A 21,168-nucleotide genomic window follows, 5' to 3' on the forward strand; every position below is an offset into this window, starting at 1 on the left:
TATGCGATGTTCATGCCAATCTCCTGCATGGTACGGCGCAGCGAGGGGATGCCGTACAGGTGCTGGATGAACACAATTTTGAACAATACCACCGGGTCAATGCTGGGACGGCCGTTGTCGCGGCTGTAAAGCGCATCCACCAAGTCGTACAGATGCGTAAAATCCACCGCGCTGTCAATCTGCCGCAGCAGATGCTCCGATGGAACCAGCTCCTCCAAACATAGGATTTCTACTACATTTCTGCGCAATTCCTGCTCTTTTGCTAGCACACGCCGTCCCTCCCCAGTCTTTTCTTATCTTTATTTTACCACACATACGCAAAAAAGCCCAGTGTATACTGGACTTTTTCGACAGGCTGATGGATACAAAAGAAATTTTGTATCCATTTTTGTTTTTCAGAATGAAAAATTTTTTATAACATAGAAAATTGCGCGGAATCGTGGGCAATTGCATATTTCAAAAAACTTTTTTATTGTATTGAAAAATGTTGTACCGCTATGGACAACCAGCAGTGTGGAAATTTGTGTGTATCGTAGATTTATGATAGAATGATGCTTCAGTGGACATACTATGAATATATCGTTCGAAGATACTTTGAAAGAAACCGTTCGGCAAAGTGACAATTTTATATGCATTTTGACGAAAACAAAATAAAAAAATTATGAATTTTCACTAAAAGTCTTCCCTTTTTTGAAAAAAGGAGTATAATAAGTTATCATTGGATCGCAAGAACGAAGTATTCTGTGAAAGCATGGAAAGGCGGTGGTGACATGAAAGAAATCATCGATAAAATTATTCAGACGGAATTGGAAGCCCAGAAACAGGGAAAAAGGCTGGAACAGCAGGAACAGGAATTCAGAAAATCGCTGGATAAAGAGATAGAAGCTTACCGCGAAGAAAAGATGGAACAGGCAAAACAACGTGTCCGGAAAGTAGAGGAAGCGGAAACAAAAATTTTAAAAGAACAGATTGAAAAAATTGAAGCAAAATATAATCGTAAAATGGTTCAGCTGGAAACGAAATTTCAAGAAAACCGGGAAAACTACCTTCAGACGTTGTTTTCAAGAATAACAGGCGGTGAAAAACATGCTTAAAAACCAATTGGATTACGGCGCTGTTTATGCGAAAGTGAAAGCTCTGTATGGAAAGCGTCTGAAACAGGAGGACTACGATGCACTGACCAGATGCAATACGGTTCTTGAAATCGCTACATATTTGAAGGAGCATACCTGCTATTGTGAAATATTTAACAAAATAGACATCCTGTCCCTTCACCGCAGTGATTTGGAAATTATTCTTAGAAACGAGTATGAGAGCGAGTATACAAGATTTTTCCGTTTCATTGATAAAAAGGATATTGAATTTATCAAATTATTTGAATCCCGAATGAACATCAATGAAATTTTAAAATTTTTGTTGCTGTTCAATAATGGAAGACAGGAGAAATACCAGTGTACCTTGCCGGAAAAATTTTTGGAAAATTATCAGATTGCCTATGATAAGCTTCGCAGTGCGGAGACCTATGAAGCATTTTTGGCAATTGTCAAGCCCTCCATTTACTATGATCTGTTTGTTCAGGCGGCGCCTCAGAAGGATGGGAGAGTGGACATACCGCTTTTGGAAAGTGCTCTGAACACGGCCTATTATAACTATTTGTTTGCCTACATTAAAAAGGAAAGGCAGAAGGATGCAAGAAAGAACATTGATGTTCTGTTGAAAGCGGAGATTGATCTTTTGAATATTATCCGAATCTTAAGGCTCAAGAGGTATTATAAGATTCCAAAAGATGAGTGTCTGGTGTATATGATATCAAATCATTATCAATTTGGAAAGGATTTGGCCGGAGAGATGCTGGACGCACCTGACTTTGAGGCGGCTTTATCTGTGCTTGGCAAAACGCCTTATGGAACATTATTTCAAAATGAGCCGGAAGCTATCTGGGATCAGAAAGTGCAGCGTTATGAATACCGGATCAATAAGAAGATTATTCAGATAAGCCCGCCATCCATTTATTCCATTATCAGCTATCTGAATTTGAAGGAGATTGAAATACACAATCTGGTCAATATCATTGAGGGTGTACGGTACCATATGCCAAAGGAGCAGATAGAAAATTACTTGATCGGGTATCAAAGTTAGGGGGATAGAAATGGCGATTGAAAAATTTAAGCTTTTGACGATTGTCGCACCTGTTGAGAGCTTTGATCATGTGGTGACCAGTACAGTTCTGGATAGTTCTTTTCAGGTGGAAGAAGCGGATAAACTTCTATATCATGTGACAGACAAGCTCCAGCCATTTGAGTTTATCAATCCTTATGATTCTTTGCTGCGGAAGTCGATTGAATTGGCGACCACCTTTCATGTCGATCTAAACTATGAGAGTTTTCAAAACAAAGAATGGAATCTAGATCAGATTGCAGAGTTTTTTTCAGATTTTGGTACAACAATCCGTTCCCTCAAAGAACAGCAGGTAACTTGTGTAAAGACAATGGAATCCAACACACAAATCCTAAAGAAGCTCAAATATATTGAAAATATTGATATGAGTCTGGATGAGCTTTTGAACTGCAAATATACCAAATTCCGTTTTGGACGAATTTCCAATGAAAGCTATGAGCGTTTTAAGGAATACCTGTCGGAGGATAGAAATGTATTTTTTATTCCTACCTCTACAAGCAAACATCATGTTTATGGGATGTATTTCACGACGCAGGAGGAGAGCAAGACGGTGGACTCCTTCTTTGCCTCTTTGAATTTTGAACGGATTTGGATCCCTGGTGAGCACGGAAAGCCGAAAGAAGCCTATTCCAATATTCAAGCTGAAAACGAGAGATTGAAAAAAAAGGAGTCTGAACTTGGAAAACAGATAAAGGGATATCTCAACCAGAATCGGAAAGAGTTTTTAGCATGCTATTCTTATTTAAAATTTTATCATACGGCTTATGAACTGCGAAAATTTGCACGAAAAACAGAAGAAATGTTTTTTCTGGTGGGATGGATCCCACAGGATAAATTTAAGGAGTTCACAAAAAAATTGGAAAAGTTGGATATTCAATACGCAACCGATCAGGAGACGTTGATGTATCTAATGGAAGAGCCGGAGGAAGTGAAAAATTCCGCACCTCCTACCAAACTAAACAATAAAGGTTTTTTCCGTTTTTTTGAACAGTTTGTCACCATGTATGGTCTTCCAAGCTACAACGAGCTGGATCCCACACCCTTTGTAGCAATTACCTACACGCTTCTGTTTGGAATCATGTTTGGTGATATTGGACAGGGGTTGGTGCTGGCAATCGGAGGTTTTCTCTTTTATCGGTGGAAAAAGCTGAAACTGGCGCGGATTATCAGTGTAGTTGGACTATCATCCACATTTTTCGGCATCCTGTATGGTTCGGTTTTTGGCAGTGAGGATTTGCTCCCTGGCTTTAAAGCCATGGAGAACGGGAATACCATCAATATCACCTTGATGACGGCCATCGTTCTGGGGGTATTGATTATCACTATCGCTATGGTAATCAATATCATCAATGGCTTTAAACAGAAGGATATGGAAAAGGCGCTGTTTTCCCCCAATGGCTTTGCGGGTATGGTGTTCTACTGGGCAATTATCATCGGCGTCCTGCTCTTGATGGGGAAGGGCATCAATGTTTTCTCTGTTCTGTATATTATTTTGTTCGCAGTGCTGCCGCTGATTTTGATGTTTTTGCGGGAACCCCTAGGCAACTTGATTTCCGGAAATAAGGCGAAGGTCAAGAACAAAGGCGAATATGTCGTCGAAAATCTCTTTGAGCTGTTCGAGGTATTGCTGTCCTATATCACAAATACCATCAGTTTTGTCAGGGTCGGCGCCTTTGCATTGAACCATGCAGGTATGATGCTGGCGGTATATATTCTTGCACAGACGGCAGCGGGGACGCATAACCCTGTGGTGCTGGTGTTGGGAAATATCCTGGTGATCGGGCTGGAAGGATTGATCGTAGGGATTCAGGTACTCCGTTTGGAGTTTTATGAGATTTTTTCACGGTTTTACAGCGGTGAGGGAAAAGAATATAAGCCCCTTACCGTAGACTATCAAACAAAAAATATTTAATTTGGAGGTTCTAATTATGATGTATTTATTCACGTTGGGTTTGGTTGTTGTGCTGATGCTGCCGTTGTATGCGATTTACAAAAAGAAGGTTACCGGGAAAAAGGCAAAGTTCACGCTGGGGGTTAATCTGGCTTCCTTTGCGGCTTTCTGCGGGATTGTGATTCTGGCATCCACACATGGAGCAATGGCTGCCGCAGGTGCGGAAATGTCCCCTGCTATCGGTATGGGCTTCTTAAGCGCTGCTTTGGCGACCGGCCTTTCCTGTATCGGAGCTGGTATTGCGGTTGCATCCTCCGCAAGTTCGGCTTTGGGCGCAATCAGTGAAAATTCCTCTATTTTGGGAAAATCTCTTATCTTTGTCGCATTGGCGGAAGGGGTTGCGCTGTACGGCTTGCTGATTTCCATCCAGATCCTGAACAAATTGCCCAGCTTAGTATAAGCGGTGACAACAATGAAATTTTATTTGATTTCCGACAATATTGATACATTGACGGGAATGCGTCTTGCAGGGATCGAGGGAGTAGTGGTCCACGAGGCGGAGGAAACGAAAAATGTGATTGAAAAGGCTGCTTCGGATCGGAATGTGGGCATTCTTTTGATTACAGAACAATTGTCCAATCTCTGTAAAGAGACAGTAGACAGGATTAAAATGGAGCAAAAAATGCCCCTGGTTGTCATCATTCCGGACCGCCATGGTACCGGTCGTGACAAGGATTCCATCACCCGCTATATCAATGAGTCAATCGGGTTGAAGCTGTAATAAAAGAGAAGGTGGAGAAGCAATGAGCGCAGAACAAAAGCTGGATCGCTTTAAGCAGTCCATATTAAATGAGATCTCCCGTCAGGAAGAAGAAATGCACGATCGGATGGAGCAAGAGCGGAAATCTGCTTTTGAGCAGGCGGAAAATGAAATTCTGGCCCAGTGTTATACATACATTAAGGGCGAGACCGCGAGGCTCCAGACGGAAGCACACCGCAGCGGGTCCGAGAGAACGCTTGAGATGAAAAAAAGTGTTCTGAGAAAACGGACCGAACTGTGTGACGGGTTGTTTGAAGAGCTGAGAGAAAAACTCAAACAATTTTTAAAGTCTGAGGAATATATTGGATATCTGAAAAAGGAATTGGATGAGATCCGAAAAATGATTCCGGATGAAACAAATATGGAGATTTATCTGAGCCGGGAGGATGCCGGAAAGCTTGCTCCCGAGAATATGAAAGTCTGTGAGAAAAAATTTCCACTCGGCGGGTTTGAGCTGATCGCCCGTGATGAGAAAAAGTTTTTCGATGCAAGGCTGGACAGCAGACTGACGCAGATGCGTCAGGATTTTATCAATCTGTTTGATATCACGGTCTGATGGGAGGGAGAGTTATGGAGAACGAGAAAGGTTACATCTATGCCATCAACGGCCCTGTTGTCATAGCCAAAGGCGGCTGCAGTTTTTCCATGCTGGAAATGGTATATGTGGGAAAACAGAGGCTTGTGGGTGAGGTCATTAAGGTTTCGGATGACGGCGCCACCGTGCAGGTTTACGAGGAGACATCGGGGCTGAAGGTGGGAGAGCCGATTTACAAGACCAATCAACCCATGTCCGTACTGTTGGGACCGGGCATTTTGAAAAGTATTTTTGATGGAATCGAAAGACCTTTAAAGGTGCTGGAGGAAAGAAGCGGCGCTTTTATTGCCACCGGCTTGAATGTGTCTTCACTGGATGAGGAAAAGAAGTGGGAAGTTACGATAACCTGTCGGGAAGGGGATGAATTGTCCTCCGGTCAAGTGTATGCCACCTGCCCGGAAACAGCCTCTATTCTTCACAAATGCCTTGTTCCGAACGGAGTCAAAGGCAGAGTAAAGAAAGCTATGCCAAACGGGTCTTATTCCATTCACGATACCGTGGTCGAATTGGAGGATGAGACGGGAAACAAAACGGAACTGACCCTATGCCAGAAATGGCCTATCCGGAATCCAAGGCCGGTCAAAGAGCGGCTGGAGCTGTGTAAGCCTTTGATCACGGGGCAGAGGGTGATCGACTCCCTTTTTCCGGTAGCGAAGGGGGGCGCGGTTGCGATCCCGGGAGGCTTCGGTACCGGCAAGACCATGACGCAGCATCAGCTGGCCAAATGGTCCGATGCGGACATCATTGTCTATGTGGGCTGCGGCGAGCGGGGCAATGAGATGACGCAGGTTCTGGAGGAGTTCTCCGAACTGATTGATCCGCGGACCGGCGCGGCTTTGACGGACCGCACGGTTCTGATTGCAAATACGTCCAATATGCCGGTGGCCGCCCGTGAAGCGTCGATTTACACTGGTATCACGCTGGCGGAGTATTATCGGGATATGGGCTACAATGTGGCGATTATGGCGGACTCCACCTCCCGGTGGGCGGAAGCTTTGCGGGAGATATCCGGCCGTTTGGAGGAGATGCCGGCGGAGGAAGGCTTTCCGGCTTATCTGCCCTCCAGAATTGCTGAATTTTATGAGAGGGCGGGCTATGTGGATTCCCTGTGCGGCGAAAAGGGGAGTGTTACTATCATCGGTGCGGTATCCCCTGCCGGTTCTGATTTTTCCGAGCCGGTTACCCAGAATACCAAGCGTTTTACGCGCTGTTTCTGGGCGCTGGACAAAAGCCTGGCTTACCAGAGGCATTATCCGGCGATTCATTGGATGGACTCGTATACGGAGTATTTTGACGATTTGATACCCTGGTATCAAGAGCATGTCTCTCCGGAATTTCCAAGCTGCCGCGGGCGGATTATGCACATTCTGCAGGAGGAAGATAAGCTGCAGCAGATTGTAAAGCTGATCGGCGCGGATGTTCTTCCGGAAGATCAAAAGCTGATCATGGAGATCTCCAGACTGATCCGGGTTGGATTTCTGCAGCAGAATGCCTTTCACGCGATTGATACGTATGTCCCAATTGATAAACAGCTTCGGATGATGCAGGTGATTCTGCATCTGTACGACAGGGGAATGGAGCTGGTCAGAAAAAGCATTCCGCTGTCTCAGCTGAAAGAGACAGGGATATTTGAAGATATCATCAAAATCAAGTACGATGTCAGGAATGAAGAGATTGACAAAATGGAATCTTATCGGCAGAGAATTGACACTCTGACAGATGAAATCCTGAAAAATAATGAGTAAGGCGGTGATCGTATGGATTTTTCCTATATGGGACTAAATGAAATCAACGGTTCTCTGATTGTGCTGGATCACGTTGCGGACGCGGCTTATGATGAGATTGTAAAAATAGAGACAACCGAAGGAAAGTCTTTGCTTGGAAAAGTCATTGCGATAGAGGATCAGAGGGCGGTCATTCAGGTTTATGAAGGAACAAAGGGACTGTCCCTGACCAATACAAAGACCAAATTTACCGGACGGCCGATGGAGCTTGCCCTTTCCAAGGAGATTTTAGGGCGGATTTTCGATGGGGCAGGAAAGCCTATCGATGGCTTGGGGGAAATCTATGCGGAGAAAAAGGTGAATGTCAACGGGGTGCCGATCAATCCGGTTTCCCGGGAGTATCCCAGAAACTATATACAGACCGGCTTTTCCTGCATTGACGGCATGAGCACCCTGATCCGTGGGCAGAAACTGCCCATTTTTTCCGGCTCAGGCATGAAGCACAACCAGTTCGCCGCTCAGATTGCCGCCCAGGCGAAGGTCACGGATAACTCGGAATTTGCCATTGTATTCGCGGCGATGGGCGTAAAAAATGACGTGGCGGATTTCTTTAAGAACAGCTTTGCGCAAAGCGGTGCGCTTTCCAAGGTTGTCATGTTTCTGAATCTGGCCAACGACCCGATTATCGAGCGAATCATCACGCCGCGATGCGCTCTGGCAGCCGCGGAATACCTTGCCTTTGACTGCGGGATGCATGTTCTGGTCATCATGACGGATATCACCTCTTATTGCGAGGCGCTGCGGGAATTGTCCTCCTCAAAAGGGGAAATTCCGGGCAGAAAGGGATATCCGGGCTATCTGTATTCCGATTTGGCTTCCATGTATGAACGGGCAGGAATGATAAAGGGAAAGGCGGGGTCTGTCACACAGGTTCCCATCCTGACGATGCCCAACGATGACATCAGCCATCCGATCCCCGATCTGACCGGTTATATTACCGAAGGGCAGATTGTTTTGGATCGTGCGCTAGACAATATGGGCATCTATCCGCCTGTTTCTGTCCTGCCGTCCCTGTCCCGTCTGATGAAGGACGGAATCGGCGAGGGGTTTACCCGCGCGGATCATCCAGACTTGTCCAATCAGCTCTTTTCCGCATACTCCAAGGTGCAGGAGGTACGGTCTCTGGCACAGGTTATCGGGGAAGACGAGCTGACGCCCACTGACAAAAAATATCTGGAATTCGGTGAGGTTTTTGAACGGGAATTCATCAACCAGGGACAAAATGAAAACCGCACGATGGAACAGACCTTAGAGCTTGGCTGGAGAATCCTCTCCATCCTGCCCGTTTCCGAATTGGATCGGCTGGATCAGGCGCTTTTGGATCAGTACTATGTGAAATCGAATGAGGACGGTGAATAGCTGTGCAAACCAATGTATCTGCGACAAAAGCCAATCTGATGGCAATCCGCCGTTCTCTGGAGCTTGCACAGACCGGCTATGACCTGATGGATCGAAAACGAAACATTCTGATCCGGGAGATGATGGGCTTGATCGATACGGCGAAACGGCTTCAGAATCAGATTGATATCACCTTTCGTACTGCCTATGAGTCGCTGAAAACCGCCAACATCACGATGGGGCTTTCCAATGTAGCGGAGATCGCCCAGTCTATACCGGAGGAAGACAAGATAAAGATACGGTTCCGCAGTGTGATGGGGGTGGAGGTTCCGGTGGTGAAGTTAAGGGAAGAGCATCCCACCCTGCCCTATGAGCTTTCCACCACCAATTCCGCTTTGGACGCGGCCTATATGAATTTTATGCGTGTGAAGAATTTCACTGTTACTCTGGCGGAGGTGGAAAACAGCATTTATAAGCTTGCCTCCGCAATCAAAAAAACGCAGAAGCGCGCGAATGCCCTGGAAAATATCATTATACCCAATTATCAGAACTTATCCAAACAGATTGTGAGCGTACTGGAGGAAAAGGAGCGGGAGGAATTCACCCGAATGAAGGTTATCAAACAACAAAAGCAAGGATGAAAAAACGGGCTGCTTGGGCAGCTCGTTTTGTTTTATTTATGTTTGTTTTCAGAAGATAAGACAGTCAACTTTGAAATGAATTTCTATTTATGCATCTTTATCATGGCTTTTCTTCGGAAGATCGCTATATTTATTGTAAAGATAGACAATCCATTTTGCATCAAATAATTTAAGTAAAAAATATACAAATGTCAATCCAAGGATTGTTCCGACAATTACAAATTTTCTGTAATAGTTAAATGGTGCCGTAATCACATTAAATATAACCAATACAAAAATACTAAATATTATCTGACTTGCTTTTGCATATTTTAATTTATGATAATGAAATTCATAACCACATAGCGGGCATATCATATAGGGTGCGTACCAGCAGAATTTTGGTTTTGCCCTTTCTTTGCAATGCTTGCATTGTATCTCTTTCATATCTCCATTCCCTTTCAACAGATATAACATTCTGAGTTTTCCCATTATATTTTGTATTTGATTCTTCGTAACGAACCTATTTTGTGCACCAGAGAATTCTTCTGATGAAATATTATTTATAAGGAAATCAAGAGAACTCTCTTGCTGAAAAAATTCTGCTCAGTCGCTCTTGTCTTCTCTTTCTTTTATCACAAAAGCGGGCACGAAATAGAATACTGCAGTGACAGCAAGAATGATTGATAACAAAACAATAGAAGGTACTATTTCATCATACAACGGAATCATCTGAATATCAGGATGATTTTTATGGAAACGAAACCTCCGTAATACAATTCCCAACACATTACCTATACCAACACCGACACACCCAAAGAAAAAGCTTTTCAGAACTTTTTTTATATTTTTCAGCATCGTTATGACTTCCTTTCTATTGCCATATTATCAAAAATACTGAAAAAAGTAAATATACCTAAAAATCAAACATGGGGAAAGATAAATGCATAATGATTTCAGGATAGTAATTTTATATCCTTTCAAAAAGTCTTTTCAATCTGTACAACCAATTTTCAGAGGCGGAATGCCTTTTATAAAAAATTATTCCAGAATCTTTTGAATTGCCGCCCTCAAAGGCATGCTTGTCCGTGCTGCAGCCCGTTCTGTCCAGGCAATATAGCCATACTCCCGCATTTTGCGGGCAATTTCAAGGATGGAAACCTTCCCGATATTAGGGATACGTATGATATCATCGAAACAATGAAATGCGAGTAATTGCTCACAGTCATAAATTCCGGCTTTCGTCAGTGCGTGAAAAGTTCGCATTGAAAAATCCATATCCGCGATTTTTGGTTCCCGTTCACCGAATCCGTATTGCACCTCTTGACTGACAGCCCTTCCCTTCAAGATATTTTCCACCTGTTTATACAGGTCATCAATAACAGCATTTTTTCATCGATCAAATTGCTTTTTTCTTGCAGCTGTTTCCGTAACGTATTATTTTTTCTAAAATCGCGGAAACACACATCCGTCTTACTCTTGACGGCTGACGGAGTTTCCTCAGCGCTTTGACAAGAATCTGCCGGGCACGTTCAATACCTACTCCGCCGATCTCCTTACCTACTTGTTTGTACGTCAGCCCATTGCGGTAACGGCATTCCAGCGCAAGCTGCTCCCGTTCCGTTAAGGTACCTATCATGTCCAATACACCGCGCACATAAATATCCCCATCGTCCTCCTTTTTCAAAGCCGCACAATAAATGCGGGAGGCATATTCATTGTTTGTCATACCGTTTATCTCCTTCTGATTATAGTTTCTATAATTGAAATGTTTTTCAATAAAATTACGCTTTATTGTATAGCAAAACATTTCTTTTATTTTCATATATACATATAAATTAGAAGGTATTTTTCTTTACATTATTTCTCTATTTTTCTCACGAAAAAGCAGATATAATACATTAGGAGTGAGGTGATTTTTATGAAATATAATAGAATCAGGGATTTGCGAGAGGATAAAGATTTAACACAAACCGTTATGGGGAAAGCAATTATGGTTGGACAAACAACTTATTCCAGCTACGAGAGAGGAATCGCAAATATTCCAACGGATGTGTGGATTCGTTTGGGTATATTTCATAATGTCAGCATTGATTATTTGGTTGGATTGACTGATGTGAAAACACCTCCACCGCGTAAAAGAGAAAGGAATTGATAGGATCTTTTTAATACAAATTTATGTAAATAAAAAGTGCGTTGCAAAGCAACGCACTAAAAAACGCATTACTCTACTTGTTACCACGCAAGCCACAATATATTCAGGAATAAAATATTGCGAAAAAGAGTATGCGTTTTTAACATTAGTTAAAAACACAAACTTTATTCCTGAATTATATTTCATAATTCTATATTTAGTTGGCTTACGTGGTAGCATAATTATAGCATACCTTTGCTTATTTGTAAATAAATATGTCAATTGTTATCTTGCGGCTGTTGTTAGTGTCCAATATGTATTGTACACTAACATTTCAGAAGTGACTTTCAGTCATTTTTTATTGACTGACGGTCATTTTCGTTGTATAATAAAGAAAATTGTCGAAAAAGGACAGATGAGAATGACGCAAAAGAGAATGCAAAAGCGCAGGATGATAGAGGAATGTGCCAAGGGGCTTTTTCTGAAGAATGACGCCGTAAACACTTCTGTCGATGAGATAGCGGCGCTGGCCGGCATTGCAAAGGGAACCTTTTATCTGTATTTCAAAGATAAGGAAGAATTGATTGGCCGGGTCGTGAACAATTTATGCGTGGAACTGCTGGAAAAAGCGTTTTTACATACGCAGGACGCTTTGTATTCGGATATTATACAGCGCCTGATCGCAATGGCAGAATATATCATCGACTATTACGAGGAGAATCCCTGTGCAATCCGTCTGGTGAAAAACAATCTTTCGGTGGGGCTTCTGCAGAAGGAAATGTATAATTTGTCCGAATTGGATTTCAAGGGCATATGGACAGAGCTGGTGGCATATTGTAAACAAAAAGGTTTCAGCAGAAGAGAGACCTATGACCGGCTTTACCTTATTGTTGAGCTGACCAGCTCCGCCACCTATTTTTCCATTGTGGAGGGCAAGCCGGATTCCATTGAACAGATGAAGCCTATTATACTGGATAATGTGAAAAGGCTTTTGGGCTGACAGGGAGGAGGAAAAGCAATGTGCTATAAACTGGGGATTGATGTGGGCTCCACCACCTTGAAAGCAGTGGTGCTGGACCATAACAATCAAGTGATATATAAAAGCTATGAACGGCATTTTTCCAAGGTTCTGGAAAAAACAGTTGAAAAAATAAGAGAGCTTGACCGCCTTCTGGAAGGACAGCATGTCAAGGCGGCCATCACAGGTTCGGCAGGGCTGGGCGTGGCAAATGCCAGCGGAATGGATTTCGTTCAGGAGGTTTTCGCAACCGCGGGGAGCGTCAAACAGCTTTATCCCCAGACCGACGTCGTGATTGAACTTGGCGGGGAGGATGCGAAAATCATCTTTTTGCAGGGAGCGATTGAGGAGCGGATGAACAGCACCTGTGCCGGAGGGACAGGCGCGTTTATCGATCAGATGGCCTCCCTTTTGAATGTTTCGGTGGATGAGATGGACGCGCTGAGCCTGAAGCATACCGATGTGTATCCGATTGCCTCCCGCTGCAGTGTATTTGCGAAAACCGATGTGCAGGCGCTTCTGAATCAGGGAGCCTCCAAGGAGAATGTGGCAGCCAGTATTTTCGGAGCGGTTGTTTCCCAGACCATTGCGGGGCTTGCCCAGGGCAGGCCGATTGAGGGGAACGTGCTATTTCTCGGCGGACCTCTGGCATTTTTGGACGGCTTAAAGGAACAGTTTGTCAAGATTCTGAAGCTCAAGCCGGGAGAGGCAATTTTTCCGGAGCTGGCGCAGTATTTTGTGGCTCTCGGCGCCGCTTACTATGCGGAGGGCTTGGAGCGGACCTATTCCTATCGGGAGCTTTTATCCATATTTGAAAATCTGACGGATTTGGGAGACAAACCCCAGGGGGCGGAACCGCTGTTCCGCAATGAAGCGGAACGGCAGGAATTCATCCAAAGGCATGCGAAAGCCCATGTGGAAAAGAAGAGCCTTGCGGGATACCGCGGAAAAGCATACCTGGGAATTGACGCCGGAAGCACCACCACCAAGGTTGTGCTGATGAGCGGCGAGAAGGAAATTCTTTATACTTACTATGCGTCGAATCAGGGAAGTCCGCTCAGCCGGGTGCAGGAAATTTTGAATGAAATATATGAGCAGGGCGGCGAAGGACTCATCATCGCAGGCAGTGCGGTGACCGGATACGGGGAGGAAATCATCAAGAACGCCTTTGATATTGATCTGGGGCTGGTGGAGACCATCGCCCACTATACAGCGGCAAAGCATTTCAATCCGGAGGTCGATTTTATCATTGATATCGGCGGACAGGATATCAAATGCTTTGACATCAAGGACGGAACCATAAACAGCGTCATGCTCAACGAGGCTTGCTCCTCCGGCTGCGGTTCTTTTCTGGAAACCTTTGCGAAATCTCTTGGATACGATATTGAGGAGTTTGCAAAGCTTTCCCTGCGGTCGGAACATCCGGTGGATCTGGGAACCCGCTGTACCGTATTCATGAATTCCTCGGTCAAACAGGCGCAGAAAAACGGCGCTTCGGTGGAGGATATCTCGGCAGGGCTTGCGCTGAGCGTTGTCCGAAATGCAATTTATAAAGTCATCCGTGCCCACAGCCCGGATGATTTGGGCAGGCATATTGTTGTGCAGGGGGGAACCTTCTTAAACGACGCGGTGCTCCGAAGCTTTGAGAAGCTGATCGGGCGCGAGGTAGTGCGTCCGGATATTGCCGGCTTAATGGGGGCATATGGTGCGGCGCTGTTTGCGCAGAGCCATGTGCAGGGGGAAAGCCACACCATCCGCAAAGAGGATTTGAAGCATTTCACCCACACCTCCAAGGTGACCCGCTGTGGGCTTTGTACCAATCACTGCGGGCTTACTGTCAGCACCTTTGCCAACGGAAAAAAATATATTTCGGGAAACCGCTGTGAGCGCCCCTTGAAAGGCGCGGAGGCGAAAGGGCTCCCGAATCTTTATCAGTATAAATTGGATAAGCTGAAGGAATACTGCCATGCAGAGGGCAAACGGGGGAAGATAGGGATTCCGCTGGTGCTGAACAATTTTGAAAACCTGCCCTTTTGGACGACCTTTTTCCGGGAGCTGGATTTTGAGGTAGTCACTTCGGATATGTCCTCGAGAAAGCTGCACGCGGCGGGGGAACACACCATTCCATCCGACACGGTATGCTATCCGGCCAAACTGGTGCATGGGCATATCATCAATTTGCTGAACAAGGGGATAAAAACCATATTCTATCCCTGTATGACATATAATTTTAATGAAAATATTTCGGATAATCGGTATAATTGTCCTGTGGTTGCCTACTATCCTGAAGTGATCGAGGGGAATGTGAAGATGCCGGACGACGTCACCTTCCTTTATCCCTATCTGGATCTGGAGAACGAGAAGGTGTTCATCAAAAAGATCCACGAATTCCTAGGCAGGCATTTTGACGGGCTTTCCCTCTGGGAGGTAAAAAAAGCCGCCAAGGCGGCCTATACCGCATATTATGCGTTTAAAGCCGACATCGCAAAGGAGGGAGAAAGGGCATTCCGGTACGCAAAAGAAAACGGATTGAAAACCATCGTGCTGGCCGGCCGGCCCTATCATATTGACGCGGAGATCAACCATGGAATCGATAAGCTGATCTCCACTTTAGGCTTTGTTATTTTGACAGAGGACAGTGTCGCCGGTATGGGGGAGGAACAGAAGGTAAGCGTATTAAATCAGTGGACGTTTCATGCCAGAATGTACCGCGCGGCGGAGTGGGTAACCCGGCAGAAGAATACCCAGATGGTTCAGCTGGTATCCTTCGGCTGCGGGATAGACGCCATCACCACCGACGAGGTGTGCGACATATTGAGAAGAAAAGGAAAACTATATACCCAGATTAAGATTGATGAGATAAACAATCTGGGAGCGGTGAAAATTCGGCTGAGAAGTTTGCTGGCCGCAATGGAAGAAGGATGTGATTGATATGTTTGAAGAGATACAGAAGGTGGAGTTCACCAAGGAGATGAAGAAGGATTATACCATTCTGGTGCCCTCCATGCTGCCGATTCATTTTCAATTGATTGTGCCCATCCTGCGGGACAGCGGATACCATATCGAGATTGCCGGCGGGGATACCCGGCAGATTGTGGAGGAAGGGCTGGCTGACGTGCACAACGACATATGCTATCCCTGTCTTCTGGTGATCGGGCAGATGATGGCGGCTTTGAAAAGCGGGAAGTATGATCCGGATAAGACGGCGCTGATGATCACCCAGACAGGGGGCGGATGCCGTGCGTCCAATTATTTATCCCTGATGCGCAAAGCACTCAGGAGTATTGGATATCCGCAAGTCCCTGTGATATCCCTGAACTTTTCCAATCTGGAAAAGAACAGCGGATTTCAGTTTACCGTTCCTATGCTGGTAAAGGCCGGAGAGGCGCTTTTATACGGCGATTTGCTGATGTGGATTTATAACCAATGCGCGTCTCATGAGCTTCATAAGGGTGACAGCAAAAAAGTGCTTGACCAGTGCGTAGACAAGCTGACAAGACAGTTTCAGAAAAACAGATACGGCGGTTTAAAAAAGAATTACCGCTCTATTCTTGACGCATTCGCGCAGATACCGCGGGATGACGCGGAAAAGCCAAAGGTAGGGATTGTGGGGGAAATCTATATGAAATATTCCCCTCTTGGAAACAACCATTTGGAAGAATTTCTGATTCAGGAGGGGGCGGAACCGGTTGTGTCCGGTGTGATGGATTTCCTTCTGTATTGCTTTACCAACCGTTTTGTGGACAGGAAATTGTACGGGTTCAAGCGATTGACGGATCTTCCCACAAAGCTGGGAATTCAGATTCTTTACGGCTTTCAGAACGGCATTATCCATGCAGTGAAAGAGCATGGGGTATTTCAGGCGCCTACGCCTTTCAAGCACCTGATAACCCTTGTGGAGGGGACGATCAGCAGAGGTGCAAAGATGGGCGAGGGGTGGCTGCTGACCGCCGAAATGCTGGAATTGATTGACAGCGGCGTGAACAATATTGTCTGCACGCAGCCGTTCGGATGCCTGCCGAACCATATTGTCGCGAAAGGGATGACAAGAAAAATCAAAGACCGGTTTCCAAAAGCGAATATTGTTGCGATCGACTATGATCCCAGCGCCACAAAAATTAATCAGGAAAACCGGCTGAAGCTGATGCTGGCCAATGCGAGAATGGAGGAAAAAAAGGCATCTGGTGTACATCAGCCGGAAAAACAGCCGTCAAAAATCGGGGAAGAAATATTGGTGTAAAAAACGTGCGGGGAGTCCTTTTCAAGGCTTTCTGATGTGTGCGGAGGTGGAAATGTGCTGAATCTTGTAGCAACCTGGTTCCTGTATTTTGTGATTTACAGCTTCCTTGGGTGGATGTGCGAGACGGTCTACTGCTCCATACCAGCCCGGCATTTTATCAACCGCGGCTTTCTGAACGGCCCCTTCTGCCCGATTTACGGTGTGGGTGGGATTGTTACAATCGCTGTGCTGGAGCCGTTTATCAGTGCGCCTGCTGTGGTTTTTGTGCTGGGAGTGGTCTGGACCTCACTGTTAGAGTATGCAACCAGCTGGGGCATGGAGACGCTGTTTCATTATAAGTGGTGGGATTATTCCAATCGCTTTCTGAATATCCGCGGAAGAGTGTGCCTTTTGAATTCCATTCTGTTCGGCATTCTCTGTGTTGTGCTGATGTATTTTATTCATCCGCCGGTCGAACGGTTTCTTCTCCGAATGTCCGTTCTTTTGAAAGCGTGCTTAAGCGGCGGATTTGCCGTGTATTTTATCGCGGATCTCATTGTTACGGTAAAAGCAGTTCTCAATTTGAATCAAAGACTGGAAAAACTTCATATGCTGAAAGAGGAAATCAGTGCAGGGCTCAAGGACAAGCTCGACAGTCTGGAATCTCCCTCTGTTCGGTTTAAGCGTCTGATAGAAGAGCGGCGAATCTTCCAGCACAGGCTGATTCGTTCTTTTCCCCATTTGAAATCAAGCAGATACAATGAGCATCTTCAGAAGATCAAAGAGGCTGTCCATGCCCGCAGGAAAGGGAAGAAAGCGGACAGGAGATGAGGCTTGATCTTTCTTTTCCGTAGTGATAGAATAAAAAACAAAACAAAGCCTATCAGGCAGACAGGAGTATAGGAAAGATGGATTACATAGAGAAAATCACACAGGGGCTGCTGGCTTACCCCTATGAGGTTACCAAAAGGCCGGACTTTGACGCCTTCTGGGAGAAGAATCTGAAGAGTATAGAGGGAAAACCGCTGGAAGCGGAACGAAAAAAGATCGATTTTCCCAGTCCGTATATTGATGTATATGATATCAGTTATCTGGGGGCGGATGAAACCAGAATCCATGGCTGGCTTCTGATCCCTTCTTTTCTGAAGAGGGAAACCTATCCGTGTCTTCTTCACTATCACGGTTTCTGCGGTTCCAGGGGAGAGCCGATCGAATTCTTATCCTGGGCTATGACAGGCTGTTGTGTGCTGTCGGTTGACTGCCGTTCTCAGGGAGGCATCACGGGGGACGCCCACTGTTATGACAGCGGTCTTATCACCAATGTGACTTCCCAGGGAATCCTGGATAAAGACGATTACTATTTTAAGCATCTTTATTTGGATGCAGTGCGGGCGCTTGATTATGTCTGTTCTCTTCCGGAGGTGGAGAAGCAGAAAATTGTGGTGGAGGGGGGCTCTCAGGGAGGGGCTTTGTCTTTGGCAGCCGCATGTCTGGACGACAGGCCGAAAGCGGTGATGTGCGATGTGCCCAGCAACTGCCAGATCGATAAACGGATCGAAGGGGAATACGGTTCCTTCGCGGCGGCGGCAAATTATCTTAGGAGATATCCGAAGGATGCGGATAAGGTGTTTGAAACCGTCAGTTATTTTGACATTGTCAACATGGCGGACAAAATCAGCTGTCCGGTTTTCGCATCGGTTGGCGCCAAGGATGATGTATGCCCTGCCCGTTTTTTTATGGGTGCCTACCAGCGCATGAATGTGCTCAAGCAGGTGCAGGTATATCCTTTCTTTAAGCATGCCGTCAGCTCGGAGCATCAGGAAAAAAAGATGGCTTATCTGAGAAAAATTATAGAAGAATAGTACTTTCCCTGAAAAAGGAAGAGAACGAATTTATATGCCTCCTGATTTGCAGGGGGAAAACGCTTTGTAAGATCATTTTTGCCTTGCAAAAGTATCTTTATCCTGTTATAATAATAAATAAGAGAATGAAACGGGGAGCTTGTAGACAGGCTGAGAGGAAACCGGCAGGTTTCGACCCGCAACCTGATTTGGATAATGCCAACGTAGGGAAATATCAGAGATTGATAAAAGCGTTTGCATTGCTGCAGACGTTTTTTCGTTTTTGTGAAAACGATCGGCTTGCCGCAGAAAAACAGGCGGAGGGGGAGCGCCCTGCACCTGTGGGGTAAGCTTTTACATAAACAGCGATGGGAGTCCGTGTTTCGGAATGAGAGGAAGTAAGAGAACTTCGACCGACCAAAAATCCATACCGTGGGATCTTTTTGGGCGGATTGTCGCTGTTCTATCGGAAAGTGGATTTTTGGGACAAACAAAAACAAAAGGAGTTTTCAAAATGCTGAGACAAAAATCCACACTTTACAAAACCATTGTTCTTGCCATGCTGGTCGCAGTCGGCGTGGTGATTTCGCCAATTCTGCGCATCGAGGGAATGTGCCCTATGGCTCATTTCATAAACGTTACCTGCGCCGTCCTGCTGGGACCTTGGTACTCGTTGTTGTGTGCTGTTCTGATCGGGGTGATACGCATGACGTTTATGGGAATTCCGCCTCTGGCTCTGACTGGGGCTGTATTTGGCGCATGTCTTTCCGGAATCCTGTACCGCGCGTCCAATGGAAAACTGATTTTCGCAGTATTGGGGGAAGTGATTGGGACAGGTATCATCGGTGCGGTTGCATCCTACCCCGTGATGACCTATCTGTGGGGGAAAACCGGCTTGACCTGGATGTTCTATGTTCCCTCATTCACCATGGGGACTCTGATCGGCGGCTCCATCGCATACATCTTCCTAAAAGCGTTGAGCAGGAATGGAATGCTCGCAAAATTCCAACTGAGCTTGGGGGCTAAAGTTTATGACAAACCGCATATTGGAACTAAAGCGGCGGATTAGAGAAAAAAAGCCGCTGATACACTGTATCACCAATCCGATATCCATCAACGACTGTGCCAACGCGGTGCTGGCGGTTGGCGCGAAGCCGATCATGGCGGAGCACCCGCGGGAGGTCTCTGAAATCACGGCGAGAGCAAGGGCGCTCTGCGTCAATATGGGCAATATCACCGATGCCAGGATGGAATCCATCCTGCTGTCCGGCAAAACGGCAAAAGCGCTGGATATTCCTCATTGCATCGACATGGTGGGGGTGGGATGCAGCTCTCTGCGGCTGGAACTTGCACGGGAGTACGTCAGGCAGTGCAGACCCCAGATCATAAAGGGAAATTTATCCGAGGTCAAAGCGTTCTGCGGGCTTCCGGCTCACGCGGTTGGGATCGATGCCGGAGAGGAAGAAAACGCATTGCCGGAAACGATACGTATGGCAAAACAGCTTGCACGGGAGATGGATTCGGTTGTTTATATCACTGGAGCGGTCGACATTGCGGCGGGGAAGGAGAACGTTTTTCTGATACGAAACGGAAATCCGATGCTGTGCCAAGTAACGGGGACCGGCTGCATGGCAAACGTCCTGGCCGGAACCTTTTTGTCAGAGAGGAGGCCTTTGGAGGCAGCCGTTCTGGCGGCCGCACTGCTTGGCATCGCGGGGGAGACGGCTTGCGGGGAACGCGGGCTTGGAAGCTACCACATTTCGCTGATAGACAAGCTCTCCGTCATGACGGAAAAAGATATCAAAGAGCATATACGCATTGAGGAGATAACATGAAATTTGATTTGACACTGTATCTGGTGACGGACAGCACGTACCACACCGAAGAGAGCTTTTTGTGGACAATTGAAGAGGCCTGCAAAGGCGGTGTCACACTGCTGCAGATACGGGAGAAAGAGCGCAGCGGCAGGGACTATCTCGCACTTGCGCGGAAGGTGAAGGAGATCACCGTTCGCTATGACATTCCTCTGATTGTGGACGACAGGATTGATATCGCTTTGGCGGTGGATGCTGCTGGGGTTCATGTCGGAAGAAGTGATATCCCGGTCTGCGAGGCGAGAAGATTGCTTGGAAGCGGCAAGATCGTCGGCGCCACGGCAAAAACGGTGGAGCAGGCAAAAGAAGCCTTTGCAGAGGGGGCGGATTATCTTGGCGTGGGGGCTATTTATCCCACCACGACAAAAGTGATTACCGTGTTGACCGAGGTTTCCACACTGAACGCAATCTGCAAGGCAGTTCCTATTCCGGCGGTCGCGATCGGAGGACTGAACAAAGAGAATATGGATATTCTGAAAGGCGGGTGCATGAGCGGGGTTGCAGTGGTTTCAGCGATTATGAAAGCAACAGAGCCAAGGCTTGCCGCGGAAGAATTGAAGAAGAAAATACAGTCGCTGAGAATGGCGAAGGATTAAAAAACACCGTGGGATCGATTCGTTCGATTGATTCCACGGTGTTTTTCGCAGGAGGGTAATGAGGCAACAAAAATTTATCATAAATTACGGAATATATTTATAACTGCGGGCAAGATATCCCCCGCCTCTTAAGGCGGCGGGTTCCATATCCGCAATCAGCGGGAGTACAATCTCCCGCTGATTGCGGCACTGCTATGCAGTGCCCTTGTCCTCGTTGAATGACGGGACAAGCCCTTATTGAATACGATATCATTCAATAT

22 protein-coding genes and 1 riboswitch are annotated in these 21,168 nt (G+C 46.1%); of the genes, 18 read left to right on the forward strand and 4 right to left on the reverse strand.

Annotated elements, in window-relative coordinates; translation table 11 throughout:
- On the reverse strand, positions 1-269 hold a 269-nt coding region (locus tag KQI32_RS08980), incomplete at its 3' end, for a transposase (RefSeq protein WP_216423449.1).
- A 501-nt stretch (positions 270-770) separates the two neighbouring features.
- Between KQI32_RS08980 and KQI32_RS08985 the strand changes: the two genes are divergently transcribed.
- The 9 genes from KQI32_RS08985 to KQI32_RS09025 are packed head-to-tail and all read left to right on the forward strand — an operon-like array spanning position 771 to position 9,247.
- Positions 771-1,094, forward strand: coding sequence for a hypothetical protein (locus KQI32_RS08985; RefSeq protein WP_177689568.1), 324 nt, complete (start codon positions 771-773; stop codon positions 1,092-1,094).
- Positions 1,087-2,139: a V-type ATPase subunit gene (locus KQI32_RS08990; protein WP_216424755.1), complete on the forward strand. Its 1,053-nt coding sequence runs from the start codon at positions 1,087-1,089 to the stop codon at positions 2,137-2,139. Before KQI32_RS08985 ends, KQI32_RS08990 begins: the two co-directional genes overlap by 8 nt.
- A 10-nt stretch (positions 2,140-2,149) precedes the next feature.
- Positions 2,150-4,090 (forward strand): V-type ATP synthase subunit I, encoded by a 1,941-nt coding sequence (locus tag KQI32_RS08995; RefSeq protein ID WP_216424756.1) that lies wholly within the window; start codon positions 2,150-2,152, stop codon positions 4,088-4,090.
- Between the two features lie 16 nt (positions 4,091-4,106).
- Positions 4,107-4,529 carry an ATP synthase subunit C gene (locus tag KQI32_RS09000; protein WP_177689572.1) on the forward strand — a complete coding sequence of 141 codons (423 nt, stop codon included), beginning with the start codon at positions 4,107-4,109 and terminating at the stop codon, positions 4,527-4,529.
- A 12-nt stretch (positions 4,530-4,541) separates the two neighbouring features.
- Positions 4,542-4,850: a V-type ATP synthase subunit F gene (locus KQI32_RS09005; RefSeq protein ID WP_177689573.1), complete on the forward strand. Its 309-nt coding sequence runs from the start codon at positions 4,542-4,544 to the stop codon at positions 4,848-4,850.
- A gap of 22 nt (positions 4,851-4,872) precedes the next feature.
- Positions 4,873-5,445: a V-type ATP synthase subunit E gene (locus tag KQI32_RS09010; protein WP_216424757.1), complete on the forward strand. Its 573-nt coding sequence runs from the start codon at positions 4,873-4,875 to the stop codon at positions 5,443-5,445.
- 14 nt (positions 5,446-5,459) lie between these two features.
- Complete coding sequence (locus tag KQI32_RS09015; RefSeq protein ID WP_216424758.1) at positions 5,460-7,229, forward strand: V-type ATP synthase subunit A; 1,770 nt, start codon at positions 5,460-5,462, stop codon at positions 7,227-7,229.
- 12 nt (positions 7,230-7,241) lie between these two features.
- Positions 7,242-8,627, forward strand: coding sequence for a V-type ATP synthase subunit B (locus tag KQI32_RS09020; protein ID WP_216424759.1), 1,386 nt, complete (start codon positions 7,242-7,244; stop codon positions 8,625-8,627).
- Between the two features lie 2 nt (positions 8,628-8,629).
- Positions 8,630-9,247, forward strand: a complete 618-nt coding sequence (locus KQI32_RS09025; RefSeq protein ID WP_374197070.1) for a V-type ATP synthase subunit D — start codon at positions 8,630-8,632, stop codon at positions 9,245-9,247.
- A gap of 585 nt (positions 9,248-9,832) precedes the next feature.
- Here the strand turns inward: KQI32_RS09025 and KQI32_RS09030 are convergent.
- The 3 genes from KQI32_RS09030 to KQI32_RS09040 form a co-directional block, all read right to left on the reverse strand.
- Positions 9,833-10,084 (reverse strand): hypothetical protein, encoded by a 252-nt coding sequence (locus tag KQI32_RS09030; protein WP_216424760.1) that lies wholly within the window; start codon positions 10,082-10,084, stop codon positions 9,833-9,835.
- A gap of 183 nt (positions 10,085-10,267) precedes the next feature.
- The gene (locus KQI32_RS09035; protein ID WP_216424761.1) at positions 10,268-10,573 is read right to left on the reverse strand and encodes a DNA-directed RNA polymerase subunit alpha C-terminal domain-containing protein; all 306 of its coding nucleotides are present in this window, start codon (positions 10,571-10,573) and stop codon (positions 10,268-10,270) included.
- 52 nt (positions 10,574-10,625) lie between these two features.
- Positions 10,626-10,955, reverse strand: coding sequence for a sigma factor-like helix-turn-helix DNA-binding protein (locus tag KQI32_RS09040; protein WP_216424762.1), 330 nt, complete (start codon positions 10,953-10,955; stop codon positions 10,626-10,628).
- A 192-nt stretch (positions 10,956-11,147) separates the two neighbouring features.
- On the opposite strand from KQI32_RS09040, the gene KQI32_RS09045 reads away from it, so the two are divergent.
- The 9 genes from KQI32_RS09045 (at position 11,148) to thiE (ending at position 20,908) form a co-directional block, all read left to right on the forward strand.
- Entirely contained in the window at positions 11,148-11,381 is a 234-nt protein-coding gene (locus KQI32_RS09045) for a helix-turn-helix domain-containing protein (RefSeq protein WP_216424763.1), read from the forward strand.
- 400 nt (positions 11,382-11,781) lie between these two features.
- Complete coding sequence (locus KQI32_RS09050) at positions 11,782-12,360, forward strand: TetR/AcrR family transcriptional regulator (RefSeq protein ID WP_216424764.1); 579 nt, start codon at positions 11,782-11,784, stop codon at positions 12,358-12,360.
- Positions 12,361-12,378: 18 nt separating this feature from the next.
- On the forward strand, positions 12,379-15,309 hold the full coding sequence (locus tag KQI32_RS09055; RefSeq protein ID WP_216424765.1) for an acyl-CoA dehydratase activase: 2,931 nt from the start codon (positions 12,379-12,381) through the stop codon (positions 15,307-15,309).
- 1 nt (position 15,310) lies between these two features.
- Positions 15,311-16,618 (forward strand): 2-hydroxyacyl-CoA dehydratase, encoded by a 1,308-nt coding sequence (locus tag KQI32_RS09060; RefSeq protein WP_216424766.1) that lies wholly within the window; start codon positions 15,311-15,313, stop codon positions 16,616-16,618.
- Between the two features lie 54 nt (positions 16,619-16,672).
- Complete coding sequence (locus tag KQI32_RS09065; RefSeq protein ID WP_216424767.1) at positions 16,673-17,428, forward strand: putative ABC transporter permease; 756 nt, start codon at positions 16,673-16,675, stop codon at positions 17,426-17,428.
- Between the two features lie 77 nt (positions 17,429-17,505).
- Positions 17,506-18,459, forward strand: coding sequence for an acetylxylan esterase (locus KQI32_RS09070; RefSeq protein ID WP_216424768.1), 954 nt, complete (start codon positions 17,506-17,508; stop codon positions 18,457-18,459).
- Between the two features lie 121 nt (positions 18,460-18,580).
- Positions 18,581-18,688: riboswitch (TPP riboswitch) on the forward strand.
- 264 nt (positions 18,689-18,952) lie between these two features.
- Positions 18,953-19,507: an energy coupling factor transporter S component ThiW gene (thiW, locus tag KQI32_RS09075; RefSeq protein WP_374197071.1), complete on the forward strand. Its 555-nt coding sequence runs from the start codon at positions 18,953-18,955 to the stop codon at positions 19,505-19,507.
- Positions 19,470-20,273, forward strand: a complete 804-nt coding sequence (gene thiM, locus KQI32_RS09080) for a hydroxyethylthiazole kinase (protein ID WP_216424769.1) — start codon at positions 19,470-19,472, stop codon at positions 20,271-20,273. The genes thiW and thiM overlap by 38 nt, the downstream gene beginning before the upstream one ends.
- Positions 20,270-20,908: a thiamine phosphate synthase gene (thiE, locus tag KQI32_RS09085; RefSeq protein WP_216424770.1), complete on the forward strand. Its 639-nt coding sequence runs from the start codon at positions 20,270-20,272 to the stop codon at positions 20,906-20,908. Before thiM ends, thiE begins: the two co-directional genes overlap by 4 nt.
- Positions 20,909-21,168 lie beyond the last annotated feature (260 nt).

The organism is Acetivibrio sp. MSJd-27 (genome assembly GCF_018918095.1).
Taxonomy (GTDB): domain Bacteria; phylum Bacillota; class Clostridia; order UMGS1840; family HGM11507; genus HGM11507.